Here is a 19,769-nt window from a genome sequence, read left to right as displayed (position 1 = left end):
GACGGCTTCAGAACCCTTTCCCATCGGACGTAAAGCACGCCTGAATAGGGTTTGCGTTCTGGACATAGACAGAACAGGAACGACTAATGAGTAAGTATCTGTTCCAAGCCAACTACGTGGGTGAAGGTATCAAGGGTCTGATGCACGAGGGCGGCTCCAAGCGCCGTGAAGCCGTCGCCCAGGCCTTGGTGTCGGTTGGCGGCTCGCTTGACAGCTTCTACTATGCCTTCGGCGAGACCGACGTCCTGGGGGTCTTTGACCTGCCGGACCAGGCCAGCGCCGCGGCCCTCTCGCTCATGGTCAATTCCAGCGGAGCCGTAAGCCTGCGCCTGACCCCGCTCATGACGCCCGAGGACCTTGACGAGGCGGCCAAAAAGACACCGTCGTACCGGCCGCCGGGACAGTGAGCCAGGGGAGGGTCTTTTGGTGGCCATGAAAGTCCCTTTCGTCGTCCACTAAGGCACATGCATGCCGGCTAGCGGGTGCTCTTACATAGACGGCGATGGATGCGTGGTGGCCCATCGGCGCCTCGCCGTGCGGGCTGGTTTCCGCCGTGATCATCGCGGCCACCGTGGGCGGCTGCCGTCCGGCACAAGTCCCTCCACGCGCGTCGAACAGTCATGAGCACGTTCAAACCCGCGGATTGGTGGGACCGGCTTTTTGCCATCGGCACCATCGCCAAGGGACTCGACGGGGTGCTCGAACTCATCGGTGGGATTCTGTTGCTCCTGGTCACTCCGGCGGAGCTGCAGCACCTGGTGGCCGTGCTGACCCAGCACGAACTCTCCGAAGACCCCCATGACTTCATCGCTTCGTACCTGCTGCACAGCGCCGCGGGGCTGACGGGCAGCGCCGTGCTGTTCGGTGCCGTCTATCTTCTCGTCCATGGGCTGGTCAAGGTTGTCCTGGTCATTGCGCTGCTGCGCAACAAACTCTGGGCCTACCCTGGATGATTGCCGTCCTGATCGCTTTCATCGCCTACCAGGGGTACAAAATCGTTCTGGCCCCAACGGCCGGACTGGCCATCCTGACGGTCTTTGACATCCTCATCGTGTTTTTGACCTGGCACGAATATCGGCGCCAGCGCCAACACCGTCGAAACGGGCGCCATCCAGTGCCAAGCGCGCGAGGGGACGGCCATGGCGCCTGAGGTCTCCGCGGCCCTGGGTTTCGGCTCCCGTTCGCCAGCTTCCCTAACCTCGCTTCGCTCGGCCAGGGAACCCTGCTGTCTCTCTTAGCTGCGCTCAACCAGCGCATCGCTGGTCGAGCCTGGGGCCACGCCGGCGAGGGACCCAACGCGAGCTTGCAAGCGTTGGGAGCGGGTGGGGAGCGAGACCACCGAAAGCGGGGCCCTACTGGTGCACGTGCAGGCGGCGGGCGGCCTCGGAGATCGAGCCGGTCAGCGACGGGTACACCGTGAACGTGTTCGCCACATCATCCACGTGCAGCTTCTGCGAGATGGCCAGCGCGATCGGGAAGATCAGCTCGGAGGCGCCGGCACCGACGACGACGCCGCCAATCACCGTGCCGGACCCCTTGTGCGCGATGATCTTCACGAAGCCGTCCTTTAAGTTGCGCATCTTGGCCCGGGCGTTCGTGTTCAGCGAAAGCTTCACCACATCGCCCTGGTACCTGCCCGACGCCACGTCCGCCTCGGAGACGCCCACGGAGGCAATCTCCGGGGAGGTGAAGATGTTGGAGGAGACCTGGGTCAGCTTCAGCGGGTTGACGCCGTCGCCCAACAGGTGCGCCACCGCGATCCGGCCCTGCATGGCGGCCACGGAGGCGAGCGCGAAAATGCCCGTGCAGTCACCGGCGGCGTAGACGTTGTGCATGCTGGTGCGCGACACGCCGTCGACCTTGATGTGGCCGCTGGGGGTCAGGGCCACGCCCGCGGCCTCCAGGCCAATGTCGGTGGTGTTCGGAATGGAGCCCACGCACACCAGGCAATGGGTTCCGGTGACCGTGCGGCCGTCGGAGAGGGTGACGACGACGCCGTCGTCCGTGCGCTCCACGGACTCGGCGCGGGAGCGGGAGAGCACCGTCATGCCGCGGCGTTCAAAGACGTCCTCCAGCACCTGGGCGGCGTCGGTGTCCTCGCCGGGCAGGACCTGGTCGCGGCTGGAGATCAGGGTGACCTTGGAACCGAGGCCGTTGTAGGCGGAGGCGAACTCGGCGCCGGTGACGCCCGAGCCCACCACGATCAGTTCCTTGGGCAGTTCCTGCAGGTTGTAGATCTGCGCCCAGTTCAGGATCCGCTCGCCGTCGGGCTGGGCGGTGGCCAGCTCGCGCGGGTGGGCGCCCACGGCCAGCAAGATGGCGTCGGCCTTGACGATCTCGGAGGTTTCGCCGCGGTCCACCTCGATGGTGCGGTTATCCAGCATGCGCCCGTTGCCGATGATGATCTTCACGCCCAGGCGCTCCAGGGCCGCGCGGATGTCGGCGGACTGCTCCCTGGCCAGCTCCAGCACGCGCTCGTTGACCTGCTTGAGGTCCGCGCGCATCAACGGCTGGCAATCGGTGCCGTCGACGTCGAACTTCACGCCCAGATCCGAAGCATCCACCATCCGGGTCATGGTGTCGGCGGTGGCGATGAGGGTCTTGGAGGGCACGACGTCGGTCAGCACGGCCGAGCCGCCCAATCCGGCACGCTCGATGACCGTCACCGACGCCCCGAGGGACGCCGCCACCATGGCAGCTTCATAGCCGCCCGGACCCCCGCCCAGGATGGCGAGGCTGGGAACGGCAAAGGTCGAGGCAAGATCATGTTGGCTAGTCACAATTGATCATTCTCGCCTATCGCGGCCCCGCCACCAAGCCGGTAGGTTGTTCTCGTGAACACATCTGAGAGCGCCACCTCCCGCCATGCCGCCCCGGAGGCGGATCCCTTCGAGCGGGCCCGCGCGGCCGCGGCCTACATCGCACAGGCCACCGGCGTCGAACGCCATGACGTGGCCCTGGTGCTCGGCTCCGGCTGGGGCGAGGCGGCCGAGCTGATCGGTGAGACCACCGCCACACTGGCCTCGACCGACATCCCGGGCTTTTCCGCCCCCGCCGTCGAGGGCCACGTGGGCACCATCCGCTCGGTGCTGACGCCCTCCGGCAAGCGCGCCCTGGTGCTGGGCGCCCGCACCCACTTCTACGAGGGCAAGGGCGTGCGCGCCGTCGTCCACGGTGTGCGCACCGCCGCCGCCGCCGGGGCCAAGACGCTGGTGCTGACCAACGGCTGCGGCGGACTGAACACGGCGTGGACGCCCGGCACGCCGGTGCTGATCAGCGACCACATCAACCTCACCGCCAGCTCGCCCCTGGAGGGTGCCACGTTCGTGGACCTCACCGACCTTTACTCCTCCCGGCTGCGCGCCCTGGCCCGCGAGGTGGACCCCACGCTGGACGAGGGCGTCTACGCCCAGTTCACCGGCCCGCACTACGAGACCCCCGCCGAGGTGCAGTACGCCAAGCGGATCGGCGCGGACCTGGTGGGCATGTCCACAGCACTGGAGGCCATCGCCGCCCGGCACGCCGGGATGGAGGTCTTCGGCATCTCGCTGGTGACCAACCTGGCCGCCGGCATCAGCCCCGTTCCGCTGAGCCACCAGGAGGTGCTGGAGGCCGGCGCCGCCGCCGGTCCGCGCATCTCCAAACTGCTCGCGGACATCATCGCCAAGCTCTAGGTTGCTGCCATGATCGTCGACGACGGCGCCCTGGCCGCCCTGTTCGACACCGCCGCCCGCTGGGCCGACGCCGACCCCGATCCGGCGACGGCGGCTTCACTGCGGACACTGCTGGCCCGCGCCGCCGGGACCGGCGGCATGGCCGGCCTGGACGCCGACGACGATTTCGGGGGCGACACCGCTGCGGCCGCCGAAGCCGCAGCGGCCCGGCGGGAATTGGCGGACGCCTTCGACGGCACGCTGGAGTTCGGCACCGCCGGACTGCGCGCGGCCCTGGGCCCGGGCTCCAACCGGATGAACCGCGTGGTGGTGCGCCGTGCGGCGGCGGGGCTCGCCGCGTTCCTGCTCGAATCCGCTGCCACGGCTGCACAGGGCGCGTACGCGCCCCGCGCCGTGGTGGGCTACGACGCCCGCCACAACTCGGACATCTTTGCCGCCGAGACGGCAGCCATCTTCACCGCGGCCGGCATCGACACGTTCCTGCTGCCGGCGGCCCTCCCCACCCCCGTGCTGGCCTATGCGGTCAGGGCGCTGGATGCGGAAGCCGGCGTGATGGTCACGGCCAGCCACAACCCGCCGGCCGACAACGGCTACAAGGTCTACCTCGGCGGTCGGGCCGTGGCGGAGTCCGGCCGTGGCGCACAGATCGTGGCGCCCTACGACGCCCTGATCGCGGCGAAGATTGCCGCCGTCGGGCCGCTGGAAAGCATCGCCCTGGCCGGGGCCGGCTGGACGGTGCTCAGCGGCGGGTTTGTCGAGGGGTACAGCACCGCCGTCGGCGCCCTGGCCCAGCCGGAGGCCTTCCCGGCGCGCGGGCTGAAGATTGTGCTGACCCCCATGCACGGGGTGGGTGGCGAAACCGCCCGCGGCGTGCTCCGTGGGGCGGGCTTCAACAACGTCGAGCTGGTCACCGCCCAGGCCGAGCCCGACCCAAATTTCCCCACCGTGTCCTTTCCCAATCCGGAGGAACCCGGGGCCCTGGACCTGGCGCTGGAAACCGCGGGCCGGGTGCACGCGGACATCGTGCTGGCGAACGACCCCGACGCGGACCGCGCCGCCGTCGCCGCCGTCGACCCGGCCACCGGTGAGTGGCGGATGCTCCGCGGCGACGAGGTGGGGGCCCTGCTGGGCGCCCATGTGGTGGCCAGGCGCACCGCTGCCGGCCTTGCGCCCGAGGGCGTGATGGCAAATTCGATCGTCTCCTCGCGGCTGCTGGCCCGCATTGCCGCGGCGCACGGCTACCGGCACGAGACGACACTCACGGGTTTCAAGTGGATCGCCCGCGTCCCCGGTCTGGTGTACGGCTACGAGGAGGCACTGGGCTATTGCGTGGCACCGGATCTGGTCCGGGACAAGGACGGCATTTCCGCGGCCCTGCTCATCGCCGAAATGGCCGCCGATGCCCATGCCGGAGGCCGCACGCTCTTCAGCACGCTGGACGAGATGGCGCTGGAGCACGGGCTGCACGCCAGCGACCAGTTGAGCGTGCGCGTGGACAATCTGGCCCTGCTCGGGGACATGATGGCACGGCTGCGCCACAACCCGCCGGCGTCCTTTGGCGGCTCCGCCGTCGAGCACTCCACGGACCTGGCCACCGGCTCGGCCGAGCTCCCACCCACCGACGGCCTGCTGTACCTGAGCGCTGACGGCAGCCGGGTGATCATCCGCCCCAGCGGCACCGAGCCCAAGCTCAAGTGCTACCTGGAGGCCATCATCGACGTCGACGGGCCCGCGGACCTGGACGCCGCCCGCGGACGTGCCCGGGCGGCGCTGGACGCCATCCTCGCCGACGTCCGCACCGTCTTGGAGCTGTAGCCAGGACGCCCAACTGCACCGTCGACGCCCATCCCCGTCCAGGACGGCGCCACTCCGGTGTCCTGGACGGGGTGGACCGTCGCGCCACGGGATTCCGGTGGTCGACCGAGCGAGGAACGAGCGCGTGGAGACCCCTGCACCGTAGGGCTGGAGCACGACGGCGTCCACAGCCGGGCGGGAACGGCACCCGGGGTGCGGCTGTCGTGGGCAGCATGGGTGGATGACCATGCCCTACTTGATTCTCTGCAGCGACCTTGATTCCGTCGGCCAGGACGCGCGCCGGCTCTCCCGCGAGGCCGCCGCGGGACGTCTTGTCCGCATCCGCCGCGGTGCCTACGTGGCGCGCGGGCAGTGGGACGCCGCCAGCGCCCGTGAAAGGTACGGCACGCGCGTGTTGGCCTACAACCGGACCACCGCCGTCCAGCCAGTCTTCGCCTTGGAAACCGCGGCCGTGGCGTGGGGTCTGTGGCTGGTGGGCACGCCCACCGAGCTGCATCTGCGCACGCAGTTTTCCGGTGGCGGCCGGTCCACCCGCGGGATCCGGCGCCATCTGCTGCCGCTGGATGCGGAGGCCGAGCCGCTGGGCGAACTGCTGGTGCTGCCCAAGGCGCACACAGCTGTGGAACTCGCCGCCAGGCTGCCGTTCGCCAAGGCCGTCGCCGTGGTGGACTCCAGCCGGCGAGCCCTGCGGGAACCGGCCGCAGATCCGCGCTTGGGCCCGGGCTGGGCAGCCGAGTCGTTGCTGGGCGATCCCGTCCAGCCGGCGGAACTCCAGGCTCTGGCGGAACAGCTGCCCAGCGCAGCCATGGTCCGGCGGGCCCTGCGCGTGGTTGAATTCAGCACGCATCTGGCCGAATCAGCCGGCGAGTCCATCAGCCGCGCCACCATCCACATCCTCGGCTTCCCCGCCCCGGAGCTCCAGTGCAAGTTCACGCTGGGCAACGGGGAGCGGACCCGCTCCGATTTCCACTGGCCGCGCCACCGGCTGGTGGGGGAATTCGACGGGCATGGCAAATACGTGCGGCCCGACTGGGGCGGTGGATTGTCAACGGCCGACCGCCTGATTGCCGAAAAGAAACGTGAAGATGGCATCCGCGCCCTGGGATTCGGTTTTGCCCGCTGGGATTGGAAGGAGTTGAACCAGCCGCCCGTCCTGGCCCGCATCCTCTCCGACGCCGGCCTCCCCCAAGGCAGCGGCCGCCGTCGAGCCTCATGACACCCAACTGCACCCAGGACGCCCATCCCCGTCCAGGATGGCGCCACTACGGCGTCCTGGACGGGGACCGGCGTCGTGCGGCGTCGGACCGGAGTCCTACAGGGCAACCTCGACGAATCCGTCCACCACGCGGGCGGGATGAGCGGGCAGCGCGGGTCCGGGGCCGCTGAGGCACTCCCCCGTCTCAAGGGCATAGACCTCCTTGTGCAGCGGGGAGGAAATGGTGCGGTGCGCCCCGCGCGAGCCCACAATGCCGCGGGCCATCACACAGGCGTCGTCGGCGGCGGGGTCGGCCTGGTCCACGGCAAACACCGTGGCCGCGTCCACCCGGAACAGGGCTATCTGCCGCCCGGCCACCAGTGCGGCCTCGCCCCACAGCTCCTCCAGCTCCGCCAACGGGCAGATGCGGTGCCAGGCCAGCGTGGTGGTGGCCCCCGCGCCGGCCGGATCCGTGGCCGGATCCGTGCCGCGGCGTTCAATGACAGCAGTCATGGTGTTCTCCCTTTTTCCTTGCACCGGTGCGGTCCCCCGCACGGTGCGCCGGCTCAACAATGTCTCCACCGACCACGCTAAAACGGCCCTGTTTCCCATGGATGCTCGCCAGATGTCGGGCACGTAAAACCCGCCTCACAGCCCCCGTTACACCGGCGTGACACAGAAGTTAAGCCCCCGAAACATAAGCGAAACGGTGCGGATACGGCGCCCTTCTAGGCTGGAACGAGAGCCCGCTGGAACCCCGGCGGAGCACAGGAGCACAGCAGATCGCAACGAAAGGGCCGCCATGAGCCGTTCGATGGAGTGGACCACCAGCCCCCGCACGATTGTCGTCGCCGGCGGAGGCCCCGCCGCGCACCGTTTTGTGGAAGCGATGCATGCCCGCGGTCTGGAGGGCTGGAACATCACCGTGCTGGCCGAAGAGCCGCACCTCCCCTACGACCGCGTGGCCCTCAGCCAGGCCCTGATCAATGATGTGGACCTCACCCTCGGCAAGGCCGACATGTGGGAGCACCCGGCCCTTGAACTGCGCACCGGCGCCCGTGCCGTGAAGGTCGACGCCACGGCCCGCACCGTCCACACCGCCGACGGCGCCAGCCACCCCTACGACCACCTGGTGCTCGCCACCGGCTCCGACGCCGCCCGGCTGCCCATCCCCGGCGCCGAGCACAGCCACGTGTACCGAACCGTGGAGGATGTCACCTTCCTGCGCGCCGAGGTCGCCCGGCTGGCGGAGGAGCTGGGCCGCACCGTCAATGCTGCGGTGATCGGCGGCGGGCTGCTCGGCCTGGAGGCCGCGGCCGGCCTGGCCCAGCTCGGCGCCGACTCCACCGTGATCAATGGCTCCCCGTGGCTGATGAACACCCAGCTGGACCAGGGTGCCGGACAGGCGCTGGGCCGGCTGGTGGAGGCCAAGGGGCTGGCCGTCAGCGGCGGCGTGTTCCCCTCCAGCATCCAGACCGACGACGCCGGCCGCGTCACCGGGGTGCTGATGGCCGACGAGAACGTCATCCCCACCGATCTGGTGGTGGTGGCCATCGGCGTGCGGCCCCGCGACGAGCTGGCCCGTGCCGCCGACGGCGAGGAGCAGGTCTTCGAGCTCGGCCCGCGCGGCGGCGTGGTGATCGGCGACGACTGCGCCACCGGCGTTGAGAACGTCTGGGCCATTGGCGAGGTGGCCAACTTTGGCGGCATGTGCCTGGGCCTGGTGGCTCCGGCCAACACCATGGCCGAGATCGTGGCGGACCGGCTGCACGGTGGCGACGCCACCTTCCCCGGCTTCGACACCGCCACCAAGCTCAAGCTCTCCGGCGTCGACGTGGCCAGCTTTGGCGATGCCTTCGCCAAGACCGAGCACAGCCTCGAGGTGGTCTACGCGGACCCCGCCCGCGGCGTCTACCAGAAGATCGTCACCTCCTCCGATGCCAAGACCCTCCTCGGCGGCATCTTCGTCGGCGACGCCTCCCCGTACACCAGCCTGCGCCCGCTGCTGGGCCGCGAGCTGCCCGCCGAGCCCGGCGCCTTCCTTTCGGCGGCCGGCGGCGGCGACGCCCCGGAAACCGAGCTGCCCGATGACGCAACCCTGTGCTCCTGCAACAACGTCACTGCCGGAAGCATCCGCGACGCCATCAACGGCTGCGGTGCCTGCGATGGCCAGGAGCCGGTGCGCGAACTCGGCGAGCTGAAGGGCTGCACCCGGGCCGGCACCTCCTGTGGATCCTGCGTCCCGCTGCTGAAGAAGCTGCTGGAGGGCGAGCTCACCAAGAGCGGCATCGAGGTCTCCAAGGCCCTCTGCGAGCACTTCGAGATGTCCCGCGCGGAGCTCTTCGAGGCCGTCCGGGCCCTGGAACTGTCCGACTTCGAGGACATCCTGGCCCGCTTCGGCACCGGCGCCGGCTGCGACATCTGCAAGCCGACCATCGCCAACATCCTCGCCAGCCAGCGCAGCGAGTACGTGCTCGACGCCGGCCGCGGCACCCTGCAGGACACCAACGACCGCGCCCTGGCCAACATGCAAAAGGACGGCACGTACTCCGTGGTCCCGCGCATCCCGGGCGGGGAGATCACCCCGGACAAGCTGGCCGTCATCGCCAAGGTGGCCCAGGACTACGGGCTGTACACCAAGATCACCGGCGGCCAGCGGATCGACCTCTTCGGCGCCCGGCTGGAGCAGCTGCCGGAGATCTGGACCATCCTGGTGGAGGCCGGGTTCGAATCCGGCCAGGCCTACGGCAAGAGCCTGCGCACGGTGAAGTCCTGCGTCGGCTCCACCTGGTGCCGCTTCGGTGTGCAGGACTCCGTGGCCATGGCCATCAACCTGGAGCTGCGCTACCGCGGCCTGCGCAGCCCGCACAAGCTCAAGCTGGGTGTCTCCGGCTGTGCCCGCGAATGCGCCGAGGCCCGCGGCAAGGATGTCGGCGTGATCGCGACGGCGGACGGCTGGAACCTCTATGTCGGCGGCAACGGCGGGGCCACCCCGGCGCACGCGCAGCTGCTGGCCAAGGACCTGGACGATGACACGCTCATCCGCTACATCGACCGCTACCTGATGTACTACATCCGCACCGCCGACCGCCTCCAGCGCACCGCCCGCTGGCAGGAGGAGCTCCAGGGCGGGCTGGACCATGTGGTGGACGTGGTGGTCAACGACTCCCTCGGCATCGCCGCGGACCTGGAGGAGGCCATGGCCTCCCACGTGGGCAACTACGAGGACGAATGGGCCGCCACACTGAACGATCCCGAGCGGCTGCGCCGGTTCCGGACGTTCGTCAACGCCCCCGGGGAGGCGGACGATTCCATCGCCTTTGTCCCCGAGCGCGGCCAGATCCGCCCGGCCACCCCGGCCGAGAAGGTCAGCCTCGGCACCACCATCCCCGTCCGAAGCGGCGCGTAGCCGCGCCGAATCAGCGACTTACAAGCAGAGAGCAGGACCACCATGGAACTCACCGCAGACCTTGCCGGAGCCGCCGTCCTGGTGACGGGCAACGCAGTCGCCGCCCGCCGCGTCGTGCGCCGCTACCGCGCCGCCGGTGCCGTTGTCAGCACCATCGACTGCCCGGCGCACTTCCGCACCTCCGCCCTCGATGAGGTGCTGCTGGTGGCCGCAGTGGACGACGGCGACGCCGGCTGGGAGCCGTTGCGCGCGGCCTGCCGGCTGCACTCGGTGATGCTGGTCCGCGAACCCGCCGCCCTGCCCGGCCACCACGTCACCCTGGTGGGTGGCGGCCCGGGTCCGGTGGACCTGCTCACCGAACGCGCCAAGGACGCGCTGCGGGAGGCCGACGTCGTCTACTACGACCGGCTGGGTCCGGTGGCCGGGCTGGAGGAGCTGGCCCCCGGCGCACTGCTGGTGGATGTCGGCAAGACGCCGGGCCACCACAAGATCCTGCAGCAGGAGATCGAGGCGCTGCTGGTCTCCACCGCCCGCTCCGGTGCCCGCGTGGTGCGCCTGAAGGGCGGGGACCCGTTTGTCTTTGGCCGCGGTGCGGAGGAGATGGCCGCCTGCGCCGCCGCCGGCGTGCGGGTGGACGTCGTGCCCGGGGTCAGCAGCGCCATCGCCGTGCCCGGCGCCGCCGGGATCCCGGTGACGCACCGCGGCACCAGCCACATCTTCACGGTGGTCTCAGGCCACGCCCCGCTCACCGACGCCGAGTTGTCGGGCCTGGCCGGCCTGGGCGGCACCATCGTGGTGCTCATGGGCGTGGGCACCTTGTCCCAGCTGGCTGCCGGTCTGCAGCGGGCCGGGATGCGCGCCGACATGCCGGCGGCCGTGGTGGAACGCGGCTTCCGCCCCGGCCAGCGCACCACCGTGGCCACGCTGGGCACCCTGGCCCAGGCCGCCGCGCTGTGCTCCAACCCGGCCGTGCTGGTCATCGGCGAGGTGGTGGACATCGGTTCCCGGGCCGCTGCCCACGCCGAGGTGGACGCGCTGGCCGCGGCCCTGCTGAAGCCATGAGCGAGCCACTGCTGGACGGGTTCCGCGTGGGCGTCACCGCCCACCGCCGCTCCCGTGACCTGATCGAGGCGCTGGAACGCCGGGGCGCGCAGGTGCTGCATGCCCCGGCCCTACGGATCGCCCCGATGGAGGAGGACCAGGCCCTGGTGGAGGACACCCGGGCCATCATTGCCGCCCGCCCCGACATCCTGGTGGCCACCACCGCCTACGGGATGCGGCGCTGGTGCGAGAGCGCCGACGCCGCCGGGCTGGGCGAATCCCTGCTCGCGGCGCTGGAGGTCTGCCGGATCTTTGTCCGCGGCCCCAAGGCCCGCGGCGCGGTGCGTGCCGCCGGGCTCAACGACGCCGCCATCAGCTCCGATGAAACCACCGCCACGCTGGTGGACATGCTGCTCGCGGAGGGGGTGGCGGGCAAGACGGTGGCCGTCCAGCTGCACGGCTACGTGGACGCGGCCTCGCTGGAGCGGCTGCGCGCAGCCGGCGCCACGGTGCTCACCGTGGCCCCCTACCGCTGGGCCGTGCCGGAAGAGGCCGACGGCACGGACAAGCTGCCCGGGCTGATCGAGGCCGCCTGCGCGCTGGAGCTGGACGTGGTGGTCTTCACCAGCGCCCCCGCCGTGGAGGCGCTCTTTGCCGCGGCCGCGGACATGGGCCGGCTGCCGGACCTGCTGGAGGCCTTCGGCACGGGCGTGGCCACGGCCGCCGTCGGGCCCGTCACGGCCGCTCCGCTGCGCGAGGCCGGCGTGGAACCCCTGGTGCCCGAGCGCTACCGGATGGGGGCGCTCATCCGGCTGGTCTGCGAACACCTCTCGCGCAACCACGTGCAGTCCATCGGCACCCCGCTGGGCCTGGTGGAGATGCGCGGGCGCTCGCTGCGGATCGACGGCCAACCGGTGCCCCTGGCCCCGGCCCCGCTGATGCTGATGCGGGCCCTGATGGGCGCCGGCGGCGGAGTGCTCAGCCGCGACAACCTGGCCAGCCTGCTGGACCTGGCCGGGGCGGCGCACGCCCTGGACATGACCGTCAGCCGGCTCCGCGCCGCCCTGCCGGACGCGGCCCTGGTGGAGACGGTGGTGAAACGGGGGTACCGGCTCAAGGTCCTTGAGCGCGCTCATGTGGCACCATGAGAGCAACTATTCCTACAGGAAGGGACCACCATGAGCGAGCAGGCCGGAATCGCCGCCTACATCGACCACACGCTGCTCAAGCCCGAGGCCGGCGAGGAGGAGATCCTGAAGGTCTGCGCCGAGGCGGCCCAGTACCACTTCAAGTCGGTCTGCGTGAACCCCGTGTGGGTCAAGACGGTGCACCGCGCCCTGCGCGGCACCGGCGTGCTGACATGCTCGGTGATCGGCTTCCCGCTGGGTGCCACCAACACCGATGTGAAGGTCTTCGAAGCGCGTGGTGCCACGCTCGACGGCGCCGACGAGATCGACATGGTCATCAACATCGCCGCCGCCCGCGCCCTGGACAAGGGCACGCTGGTGGATGACATCGCCGCCGTCGCCGAGGTGGTGCACGCCGGAGATGCCATCCTGAAGGTGATCATCGAGACCTCGCTGCTCACCGACGAGGCCAAGGTGCTGGCCTGCCAGGCGGCCGTGGAGGCCGGGGCGGACTACGTCAAGACCTCCACCGGCTTCAACGGCGGCGGCGCCACCGTTGAGGACGTCGCCCTGATGCGCGCCACGGTGGGCCCGGACCTCGGGGTCAAGGCCTCCGGCGGGGTGCGTTCCTACGCCGATGCGCGGGCCATGATCGACGCCGGCGCCACCCGCATCGGGGCCAGCTCCGGCATCGCCATCGTCAATGGTGGCACGGGCACCAGTTCATACTAAGATCGAAGGCAAAACCCGTGCCGGCGCGACCGGCCACCCGAGCAACCAGCCCAGCATGCCGTTCCGCGGCTCCGGGCAAGGAGGAACCATGTCCAACGGTGGATACCAGCGAGAGAACAACCTGGCCCAGACGGTCATTCTCTTCATCATTTTCCTTGCCCTGTTCACCGGCGGCCTCTTCGCGTTCTCCTTCCTGAGCCTGGAGAACGTCTGGCCCGGGGCCATCGCCATCGGCCTGTGCTTCCTCTCGTTCTGGATCCCGCAGACGTTCATGGGCCGCTCGGACTCCGGCGCGCGCCGCCACAGGTAGCAGCCACGCGAAAGCCCCCGGAGCGCCAGGCTCCGGGGGCTTTCGCGTACCCGGGCCGGGCGCTGGCGTACCGTCCTGCGCAGCGCCGGCGTCCCGCCCTGCGCAGGAGCTGCTCCTGCGCAGGGCGAGTGCCCAACGCTGCGCAGGACGGTCCGCCCCCGGGCCGGCTACGTGGTGAAGATGGCTTCCAGCACGTTCTCGGCCCAGGCGAGGACCTCGGCGTCGGCCAAGTCCCGCCCGCCGATCCGCGCCGTCTTGGGCTTGGGGATGAGCACGGCGTCCAGGGCCGGCTTCACCATGGAGCCGGGGTACATCCGCACCAGGCGCATCTGCTTGGATTCGGGCAGGTCCGCCGGGGCGAACTTGATGAAGTTCCCCTGCATCGCCACATCCGTCAGCCCGGCCGCGCGGGCGTGGACCTTGAAGCGCGCGACGGCGATCAGGTTCACCGCCGCGGCCGGCGGCTCGCCGTAGCGGTCCACCAGCTCCGCCAGCACCTCGTCGATCTGCTCGTGCGTAATGGCGGCGGCCAGCTTGCGGTAGGCCTCCAGCCGCAGCCGCTCCCCCGGCACGTAGTCGTGCGGCAGGTGCGCGTTGACCGGCAGCTCGATCTTCATCTCCGCCGGGCGCTCCTCGGCGTCGCCGCGGTATTCGGCCACGGCCTCGCCCACCAGGCGGATGTACAGGTCGAAGCCCACCCCCTGGATATGCCCGGACTGCTCCCCGCCCAGCAGGTTGCCGGCGCCGCGGATTTCCAGGTCCTTCATGGCCAGCGCCATGCCGGCGCCGAGCTCGTTGTGCGCGGCCACGGCCTTGAGCCGTTCCAGCGCCACCTCGCCCAATGGCTTGTCGAAGGGGTAGAGGAAGTAGGCGTAGGCCCGCTCGCGGCCGCGGCCCACGCGCCCGCGCAGCTGGTGCAGCTGGGAGAGCCCGTAGTTGTCCGCGCGGTCCACGATCAGGGTGTTGGCGTTGGAGATGTCCAGGCCCGTCTCGATGATGGTGGTGCAGACCAGCACGTCAAAGCGCTTCTCCCAGAAGTCCACGATGATCTGCTCCAGCTTGGACTCGCTCATCTGCCCATGCGCCACGGCCACGCGGGCCTCGGGCACCAGCTGCTGGAGGTGCGCGGCCGTGGCGTCGATGGAGGAGACCCGGTTGTGCACAAAAAACACCTGGCCCTCGCGCATCAGCTCGCGGCGGATCGCGGCGGAGGCCTGCTTGTCCGTGTAGGCGCCCACATAGGTCAGCACCGGGTGCCGCTCCTCCGGCGGGGTGGCCAGCGTGGAGGTTTCGCGGATGCCCGTCAGGGACATCTCCAGCGTGCGCGGAATCGGGGTGGCGCTCATGGCCAGGACGTCCACATTGGTGCGCATCTTCTTCAGCGCCTCCTTGTGCTCCACGCCAAAGCGCTGCTCCTCATCCACAATCACCAGGCCCAGATCCTTGAATTCGAAGTCCTTGGACAGCAGCCGGTGCGTGCCAATGATGACGTCCACGGCGCCGGTCCGCACGCCGTCGACCGTCTCCTTGGATTCCTTGGCACTCTGGAAGCGGCTCAACGGCTTGACCCGCACGGGAAAACCGGAGAAGCGCTCGGTGAACGTCTCGTAGTGCTGCTGGGCCAGCAGCGTGGTGGGCACCAGCACGGCCACCTGCTTGCCGTCCTGCACCGCCTTGAACGCCGCCCGGACGGCGATCTCCGTCTTGCCGTAGCCGACGTCGCCGGAGACCAGCCGGTCCATGGGGATTTCCTTCTCCATGTCCGCCTTGACCTCGTTGATGGTGGTCAGCTGGTCCGGCGTCTCCACATACGGGAACGCCTCCTCCAGCTCGCGCTGCCACGGCGTGTCGGGGCTGAAGGCGTGCCCGCGGCTGGCCATCCGCGCCGAGTACAGCCGGATGAGCTCGCCGGCAATCTCCTTGACGGCCTTGCGCGCCTTGGACTTGGTGGCCGCCCAGTCCGAGCCGCCCATCTTGCTCAGCGCCGGGGCGTCGCCGCCCACATAGGCGGTGACCTGGTCCAGCTGGTCGGTGGGGACAAAGAGCCTGTCCCCCGGGGCACCGCGCTTGGAGGGCGCGTATTCCACCACCAGATATTCGCGCAGGCCGACACCCCCGCTGGTTGAGCTTGCCGAAACCCCCGCCACCTTGCGCTGGATGAGCTCCACAAACTTGCCCACGCCGTGCTGCTCGTGGACCACAAAGTCCCCGGCACGCAGTTGTAGCGGGTCCACGGCGTTGCGCCGCTTGGAGGGCATCTTGCGCATGTCCCGGGTGCCGCTGGCCGAGGAGCGGCCCAGCAGGTCCGCCTCGGTCAGCAGGCCCAGTTTGAGCCCCTCGAAGACAAAGCCACGCCCGACGGCGGCAGTGGTCACCTCGATGATGCCCGGCTCCGGCTCCTTGTCCAGCGAGTCCACCCGTGCGGCGGGGATGTTGGCGTCGTGGAACAGCTCGGCCAACCGCTGGGCCGGGCCGGGTCCGTCGGTGGCCACGACAATCCGCCACCGGTCCTTCACATGCGAGCCGATGAATTCCATCATCTCGGCCACATCGCCCTGGTAGCCGCGCGGTTCTCGGGCGGGCAGGTTCACGACGTCGATGTCGGGCAGGGTCTCATCGTCCGCGGTGAAGGAGGTGACGGACCACCAGGCCACCCCATGGTCCTGCGCCGCGGCGCGGGTCTCCCCCAGCGACTTGAACGACGCCGCGGCGAGGTCGATGCCGTGCGCGGCCAGATCCAGCGGCGCCGCACCGCCGTCGGACGCGGTCGCCCAGGCGGCCTCGAGGAACTCCTCGTTGGTGGATTCGAGGTCGTGGGCGCGGGCGCGCACCCGTTCGGGTTCCATCACCACGGCAATGGACCCGGCCGGGAAGTGCGAGGTCAGCGGCACCATGGCATCCACCAGCGCCGGGGCCAGGGACTCCATGCCCTCCACCGCGATGCCACCGGCGATCTTCTCCAGCATCGCCTCGGCCGCGGGCATGGACCCCCGCAGTTTGGCCGCGCGGCTCATGACCGAGGCCGTGATGAGGATTTCCCGGCAGGGCGGGGCGTAGAGCGTGCTGGGGTGTTTGATCTCGCCCGTGACGGAGGTCAGCGAGCGCTGGTCGGCCACGGCAAACCAGCGCATCGACTCGACCTCGTCGCCAAAGAACTCCACCCGGATGGGGTGGTCCTCGGTGGGCGGGAAGACGTCCAGGATGCCGCCGCGGACGGCAAACTCGCCGCGGTGCGTCACCATGTCCACGCGGGCGTAGGCGGCGTCCGACAGGCGCTTCACCAGAAGAGTGAAGGGCACCTCGTCGCCCACCTTCACCTCCACCGGCGCCAGTTCGCCCAGCCCGGCCACCAGCGGCTGAAGCACGGCGCGGATGGGTGCGACGACGACGGCCAGCGGAGTGGCGCCGGCGTACTCCTCGGGATGGCTGAGCCGGCGCAGCACCGCCAGGCGCCGGCCCACGGTGTCCGAGCGCGGCGAGAGCCTCTCGTGCGGCAGCGTTTCCCAGCTCGGGAACTCCGCGACGGCATCGGCGGGCAGGTAGGAACGCAGGGCGGCGGCCAGGTCCTCGGCTTCGCGGCCGGTGGCCGTGACGGCCAACACCACGGGGCGGCGCCCCTTGGCGGCCGGCAGCGTGGCCAGCCCGTCCACCATCTCGGCCAGCAGCACGGGGCGCAGGCCGGCCGGGGCGCCGAACTGCAGGTCCTCGCTGCGCTGGCCGGGCGCGGTGGCGGCATTGCGGCGGACCCGGGCGAAGGAAGGGTCGGCCGCAAGGGCGGTGCGCAGTCCATCAAGGCTCATGGGGTGGCTCTCTCCTGGCGGGATCTGCCGTCCGAGGGCGGCGTGAAAACAGCACGAAAGCCCGAAATTCGCGTGGAATCCCGGGACCATCCCAGCTTACCTGCCAGTCCGGGGCCGCCGTCCAGCGTGTCCGCCACTCCCAGCGCCACCTTGTATCCTGAGATCTGCCCACCACGTGCAATACCGGCCCGTACACCGGGCCACACCGGAGGAACCATGGCGCTGAGCGCATCAACCACCCTGCCCGCATCCGTCCAGCGGATCACCGATGTCTTCACCGATGAGGACTTCATCCGCCACACCAGCCAGACGGTCGGCGGCGACCTGACATCCTTCGAGGTCAGCGGCCCCACCACTGCGGCGTTCAACACCAAGACCGTGCGCACCCTGCCCACCGACCGGCTGCCGGACATTGCCCGCAAGTTTGTCGGCGCCTCCCTCACCGTGACCCAGCTGGAGGAGTGGAACGCCCCGGCCGCCGACGGTTCCCGCGAGGCCACCGTGAAGCTCACCGTCGCCGGCGCCCCGTTGGAGGTCACGGCCGTGCAGCGCCTGGTGGCCGACGGTGAGAACAGCCGCGTGGAGCTCTCCGGAGATGTCAAGTCTTCCATCCCGTTCCTCGGCGCGAAGATCGCCTCCGCCGCCGAGCCCATGATCGGCAAGGCACTGAACATCCAGGCCACCCTGGCCAAGGGCTGGTTGGAAGACCACCCGGCCTAGTCCCCGGCGGCTCCCTGACCTCGCTTCGCTCGGTCCGGGTCCCTCGCCACCGTGGGCCCACCCGCCCGCTCCCAAATCTCGCTGCGCTCGGTCCGGGGCCCTTGCGAGCGTGGGCCCACCCTGCACCACTTCGTCCGAGATCCGCACCGCTACTACTGGAGTTTCCATGCAGCTGCCCACCGCCCTTTCCGTCCTGCTGATCCTGGCAGGCCTCTGGTCCCTGATCGTCTGGCCGCCCTTTCTGCGCCGCGTCCTGAAGGACCCGCGCGCCAAGGACGCCTCGGGCAAGGCCACGCGCTTCCTGATGGTGCACTTCATGCTGGTCAGCATCTCGATGATCCTGGGTCTGGCCACCGCCGTCATCGGCCTCCGCGCCCTGATCAGCTAGTTCAAGCTGCCCGAGTAGCGCGGCGCACTCCACTCGAGTGGTCCCCTGCCAAGACAGGTATCCGACCACTCTGTGTGGTTCGGCCGCGGCGTCTTAGGTTGGGGCCATGAAACTGAACATTTGGCAAATAATCCATGGCTTTGTTGAGCGGAACATCATTGCCGATGACCCCCAACCTGCCCGTTCCCAGCTGGACCAATTGGACCTGCCCCTAGCCCCAATACCGTTCACTTAGGTCCCTTCTGTTAATCTTTCGGGATGGCACGCAGTGGATGGGTGGCGCCCGAGGGTCCGGAGCGGTTGAGCGACCACGTCTCGATCGGTGTGTTGACGCGGGTGTTCCCGCCGGATGTGGTGGATGCGGTGATTGAGCGGACCGGGGCCGCCGAGCAGCGGACCCGGCTGCTGCCCTCGCGGCTGATGGTCTACTACATGATGTCCTGGCGCTGTTTTCCTCCGGGTCCTACGAGGAGGCCATGCGGTCCCTGCTGGCCGGGATGGAATGGATCACGGGGCGCTTCCGCCACTGGCAGATGCCGACGAAGGCGGCGATCTTCAAGGCCCGCACCCGGCTGGGCTCCACCGTAATGGCCGAACTGTTCGCCGAGACCGCCCAGCCGTTCGCGGCACCCGGCGGGCCCGGCTTCTACAAACACTGGCGCCTGGTGTCCGTGGACGGGACCACCCTGGACCTGGCGGACACGCCCGCCACCGAGCGCGCGTACGGCCGGCCGGGCACGGCGACGGAGCCCAGGAGCGCCTACCCGCAGGCACGGGTGCTCGGCCTGGTTGAATGCGGCACGCACGCGGTGATCGGGGCCGTGGTTTCCGGTTTCGCCACGTCCGAGCACGACCTGCATCCGGGACTGCTCCACCGGCTGGAGGCGGACATGCTGGCCATGGCCGACCGCGGGTTCTTCTCCTACACGGCCTGGAAGGACGGTGCCGCAACCGGTGCGGCCCTGCTGTGGCGGGTCAAGGCCAATGCCGTGCTGCCCGTGCTGGAGGAACTGCCCGACGGCTCCTACCTTTCCACGGTCTACGCGGGCCCCAAGGCCCGGCGGAACACCACGGACCCGATCCGGGTGCGGGCCATCGAATACACCGTCACCACGGGAGAGCAGGTGAGCGAGTTCCGCCTCATCACCACGATCCTGGACCCGGCCGCCGCGCCCGCGGAGGACTTACCCGAGTCCTACGCCAAATGCTGGGAAATCGGGTCCTGCTTCGATGAACTCAAAACCCACCTGCGCGGGCCCGGGACCGTGCTGCGCTCAAGAACCCCCGACGGGGTCCTGCAGGAAATCTACGGCCACCTCTGCGTGCACTATGCCATCCGGTCCCTCATCGGCGGCGTTGCCCACCACCTCGACGAGGACCCCCTGCGGATCTCCTTCGCGCGCACCCTCCGGGCGGCCAGGCGTTCCCTCGCCGCGCGCCCGGCCTTTCCCCCTGAGCGGCTGGCCGGGGCCTTCACCGTGTTCTGCCGGGAAGTCCTAGCCGAACTCCTGCCCCCGCGCAGGCCAAGAATCTACCCCCGCGTGATCAAACGGAAGAT

Annotated in this window: 16 protein-coding genes and 1 pseudogene; 14 read left to right on the top strand and 3 right to left on the bottom strand. The window is 69.8% G+C overall.

The window, feature by feature from the left end; translation table 11 throughout:
• Nucleotides 1–86: 86 nt before the first annotated feature.
• The 3 genes from ACQCSX_RS19115 to ACQCSX_RS19105 all read left to right on the top strand — a co-directional run bounded on the left by ACQCSX_RS19115 (nt 87) and on the right by ACQCSX_RS19105 (nt 1,150).
• Nucleotides 87–407 (top strand): GYD domain-containing protein, encoded by a 321-nt coding sequence (locus ACQCSX_RS19115; protein WP_427016792.1) that lies wholly within the window; start codon nt 87–89, stop codon nt 405–407.
• Nucleotides 408–620: 213 nt separating this feature from the next.
• A complete protein-coding gene (locus ACQCSX_RS19110; protein WP_427016791.1) occupies nt 621–953 on the top strand; it encodes a DUF2127 domain-containing protein in 333 nt (110 codons plus the stop codon).
• Complete coding sequence (locus ACQCSX_RS19105) at nt 950–1,150, top strand: hypothetical protein (RefSeq protein WP_427016790.1); 201 nt, start codon at nt 950–952, stop codon at nt 1,148–1,150. The genes ACQCSX_RS19110 and ACQCSX_RS19105 overlap by 4 nt, the downstream gene beginning before the upstream one ends.
• Before the next feature lie 202 nt (nt 1,151–1,352).
• On the opposite strand, the gene ACQCSX_RS19100 is transcribed toward ACQCSX_RS19105, so the two are convergent.
• Nucleotides 1,353–2,780, bottom strand: a complete 1,428-nt coding sequence (locus tag ACQCSX_RS19100; RefSeq protein ID WP_427016789.1) for an NAD(P)H-quinone dehydrogenase — start codon at nt 2,778–2,780, stop codon at nt 1,353–1,355.
• A 54-nt stretch (nt 2,781–2,834) separates the two neighbouring features.
• On the opposite strand from ACQCSX_RS19100, the gene ACQCSX_RS19095 reads away from it, so the two are divergent.
• The 3 genes from ACQCSX_RS19095 (at nt 2,835) to ACQCSX_RS19085 (ending at nt 6,705) form a co-directional block, all read left to right on the top strand.
• Entirely contained in the window at nt 2,835–3,674 is an 840-nt protein-coding gene (locus ACQCSX_RS19095; RefSeq protein ID WP_427016788.1) for a purine-nucleoside phosphorylase, read from the top strand.
• Nucleotides 3,675–3,683: 9 nt separating this feature from the next.
• Nucleotides 3,684–5,489, top strand: coding sequence for a phospho-sugar mutase (locus ACQCSX_RS19090; RefSeq protein ID WP_427016787.1), 1,806 nt, complete (start codon nt 3,684–3,686; stop codon nt 5,487–5,489).
• Nucleotides 5,490–5,715: 226 nt separating this feature from the next.
• Nucleotides 5,716–6,705, top strand: coding sequence for a hypothetical protein (locus ACQCSX_RS19085; protein ID WP_427016786.1), 990 nt, complete (start codon nt 5,716–5,718; stop codon nt 6,703–6,705).
• Between the two features lie 96 nt (nt 6,706–6,801).
• Here ACQCSX_RS19085 and nirD read toward each other — a convergent pair whose 3' ends face one another.
• On the bottom strand, nt 6,802–7,197 hold the full coding sequence (gene nirD, locus ACQCSX_RS19080; RefSeq protein WP_427016785.1) for a nitrite reductase small subunit NirD: 396 nt from the start codon (nt 7,195–7,197) through the stop codon (nt 6,802–6,804).
• Between the two features lie 289 nt (nt 7,198–7,486).
• On the opposite strand from nirD, the gene nirB reads away from it, so the two are divergent.
• From nirB to ACQCSX_RS19055, 5 genes are all read left to right on the top strand, one after another.
• Nucleotides 7,487–10,093, top strand: a complete 2,607-nt coding sequence (gene nirB / locus ACQCSX_RS19075; RefSeq protein WP_427016784.1) for a nitrite reductase large subunit NirB — start codon at nt 7,487–7,489, stop codon at nt 10,091–10,093.
• A 42-nt stretch (nt 10,094–10,135) separates the two neighbouring features.
• A complete protein-coding gene (gene cobA, locus ACQCSX_RS19070; protein ID WP_427016783.1) occupies nt 10,136–11,155 on the top strand; it encodes a uroporphyrinogen-III C-methyltransferase in 1,020 nt (339 codons plus the stop codon).
• Nucleotides 11,152–12,282: a uroporphyrinogen-III synthase gene (locus ACQCSX_RS19065; RefSeq protein ID WP_427016782.1), complete on the top strand. Its 1,131-nt coding sequence runs from the start codon at nt 11,152–11,154 to the stop codon at nt 12,280–12,282. The genes cobA and ACQCSX_RS19065 overlap by 4 nt, the downstream gene beginning before the upstream one ends.
• 30 nt (nt 12,283–12,312) lie before the next feature.
• The gene (gene deoC, locus ACQCSX_RS19060; protein ID WP_427016781.1) at nt 12,313–12,993 is read left to right on the top strand and encodes a deoxyribose-phosphate aldolase; all 681 of its coding nucleotides are present in this window, start codon (nt 12,313–12,315) and stop codon (nt 12,991–12,993) included.
• 88 nt (nt 12,994–13,081) lie between these two features.
• A complete protein-coding gene (locus tag ACQCSX_RS19055; RefSeq protein ID WP_427016780.1) occupies nt 13,082–13,303 on the top strand; it encodes a hypothetical protein in 222 nt (73 codons plus the stop codon).
• Nucleotides 13,304–13,470: 167 nt separating this feature from the next.
• On the opposite strand, the gene mfd is transcribed toward ACQCSX_RS19055, so the two are convergent.
• The gene (mfd, locus tag ACQCSX_RS19050) at nt 13,471–17,103 is read right to left on the bottom strand and encodes a transcription-repair coupling factor (protein ID WP_427016779.1); all 3,633 of its coding nucleotides are present in this window, start codon (nt 17,101–17,103) and stop codon (nt 13,471–13,473) included.
• Between the two features lie 216 nt (nt 17,104–17,319).
• Between mfd and ACQCSX_RS19045 the strand changes: the two genes are divergently transcribed.
• The 3 genes and pseudogenes from ACQCSX_RS19045 to ACQCSX_RS19035 all read left to right on the top strand — a co-directional run.
• A complete protein-coding gene (locus tag ACQCSX_RS19045) occupies nt 17,320–17,823 on the top strand; it encodes a DUF2505 domain-containing protein (protein ID WP_427016778.1) in 504 nt (167 codons plus the stop codon).
• A gap of 166 nt (nt 17,824–17,989) precedes the next feature.
• A complete protein-coding gene (locus ACQCSX_RS19040) occupies nt 17,990–18,211 on the top strand; it encodes an SCO4848 family membrane protein (RefSeq protein WP_427016777.1) in 222 nt (73 codons plus the stop codon).
• Between the two features lie 258 nt (nt 18,212–18,469).
• Nucleotides 18,470–19,665: pseudogene (locus tag ACQCSX_RS19035) on the top strand (IS4 family transposase); the annotation flags it as partial.
• Between the last annotated feature and the right edge of the window lie 104 nt (nt 19,666–19,769).

The organism is Pseudarthrobacter sp. P1, from assembly GCF_050156935.1.
Classification (GTDB): Bacteria; Actinomycetota; Actinomycetes; order Actinomycetales; family Micrococcaceae; genus Specibacter.
This window is presented reverse-complemented; position numbering and strand designations above follow the sequence as displayed.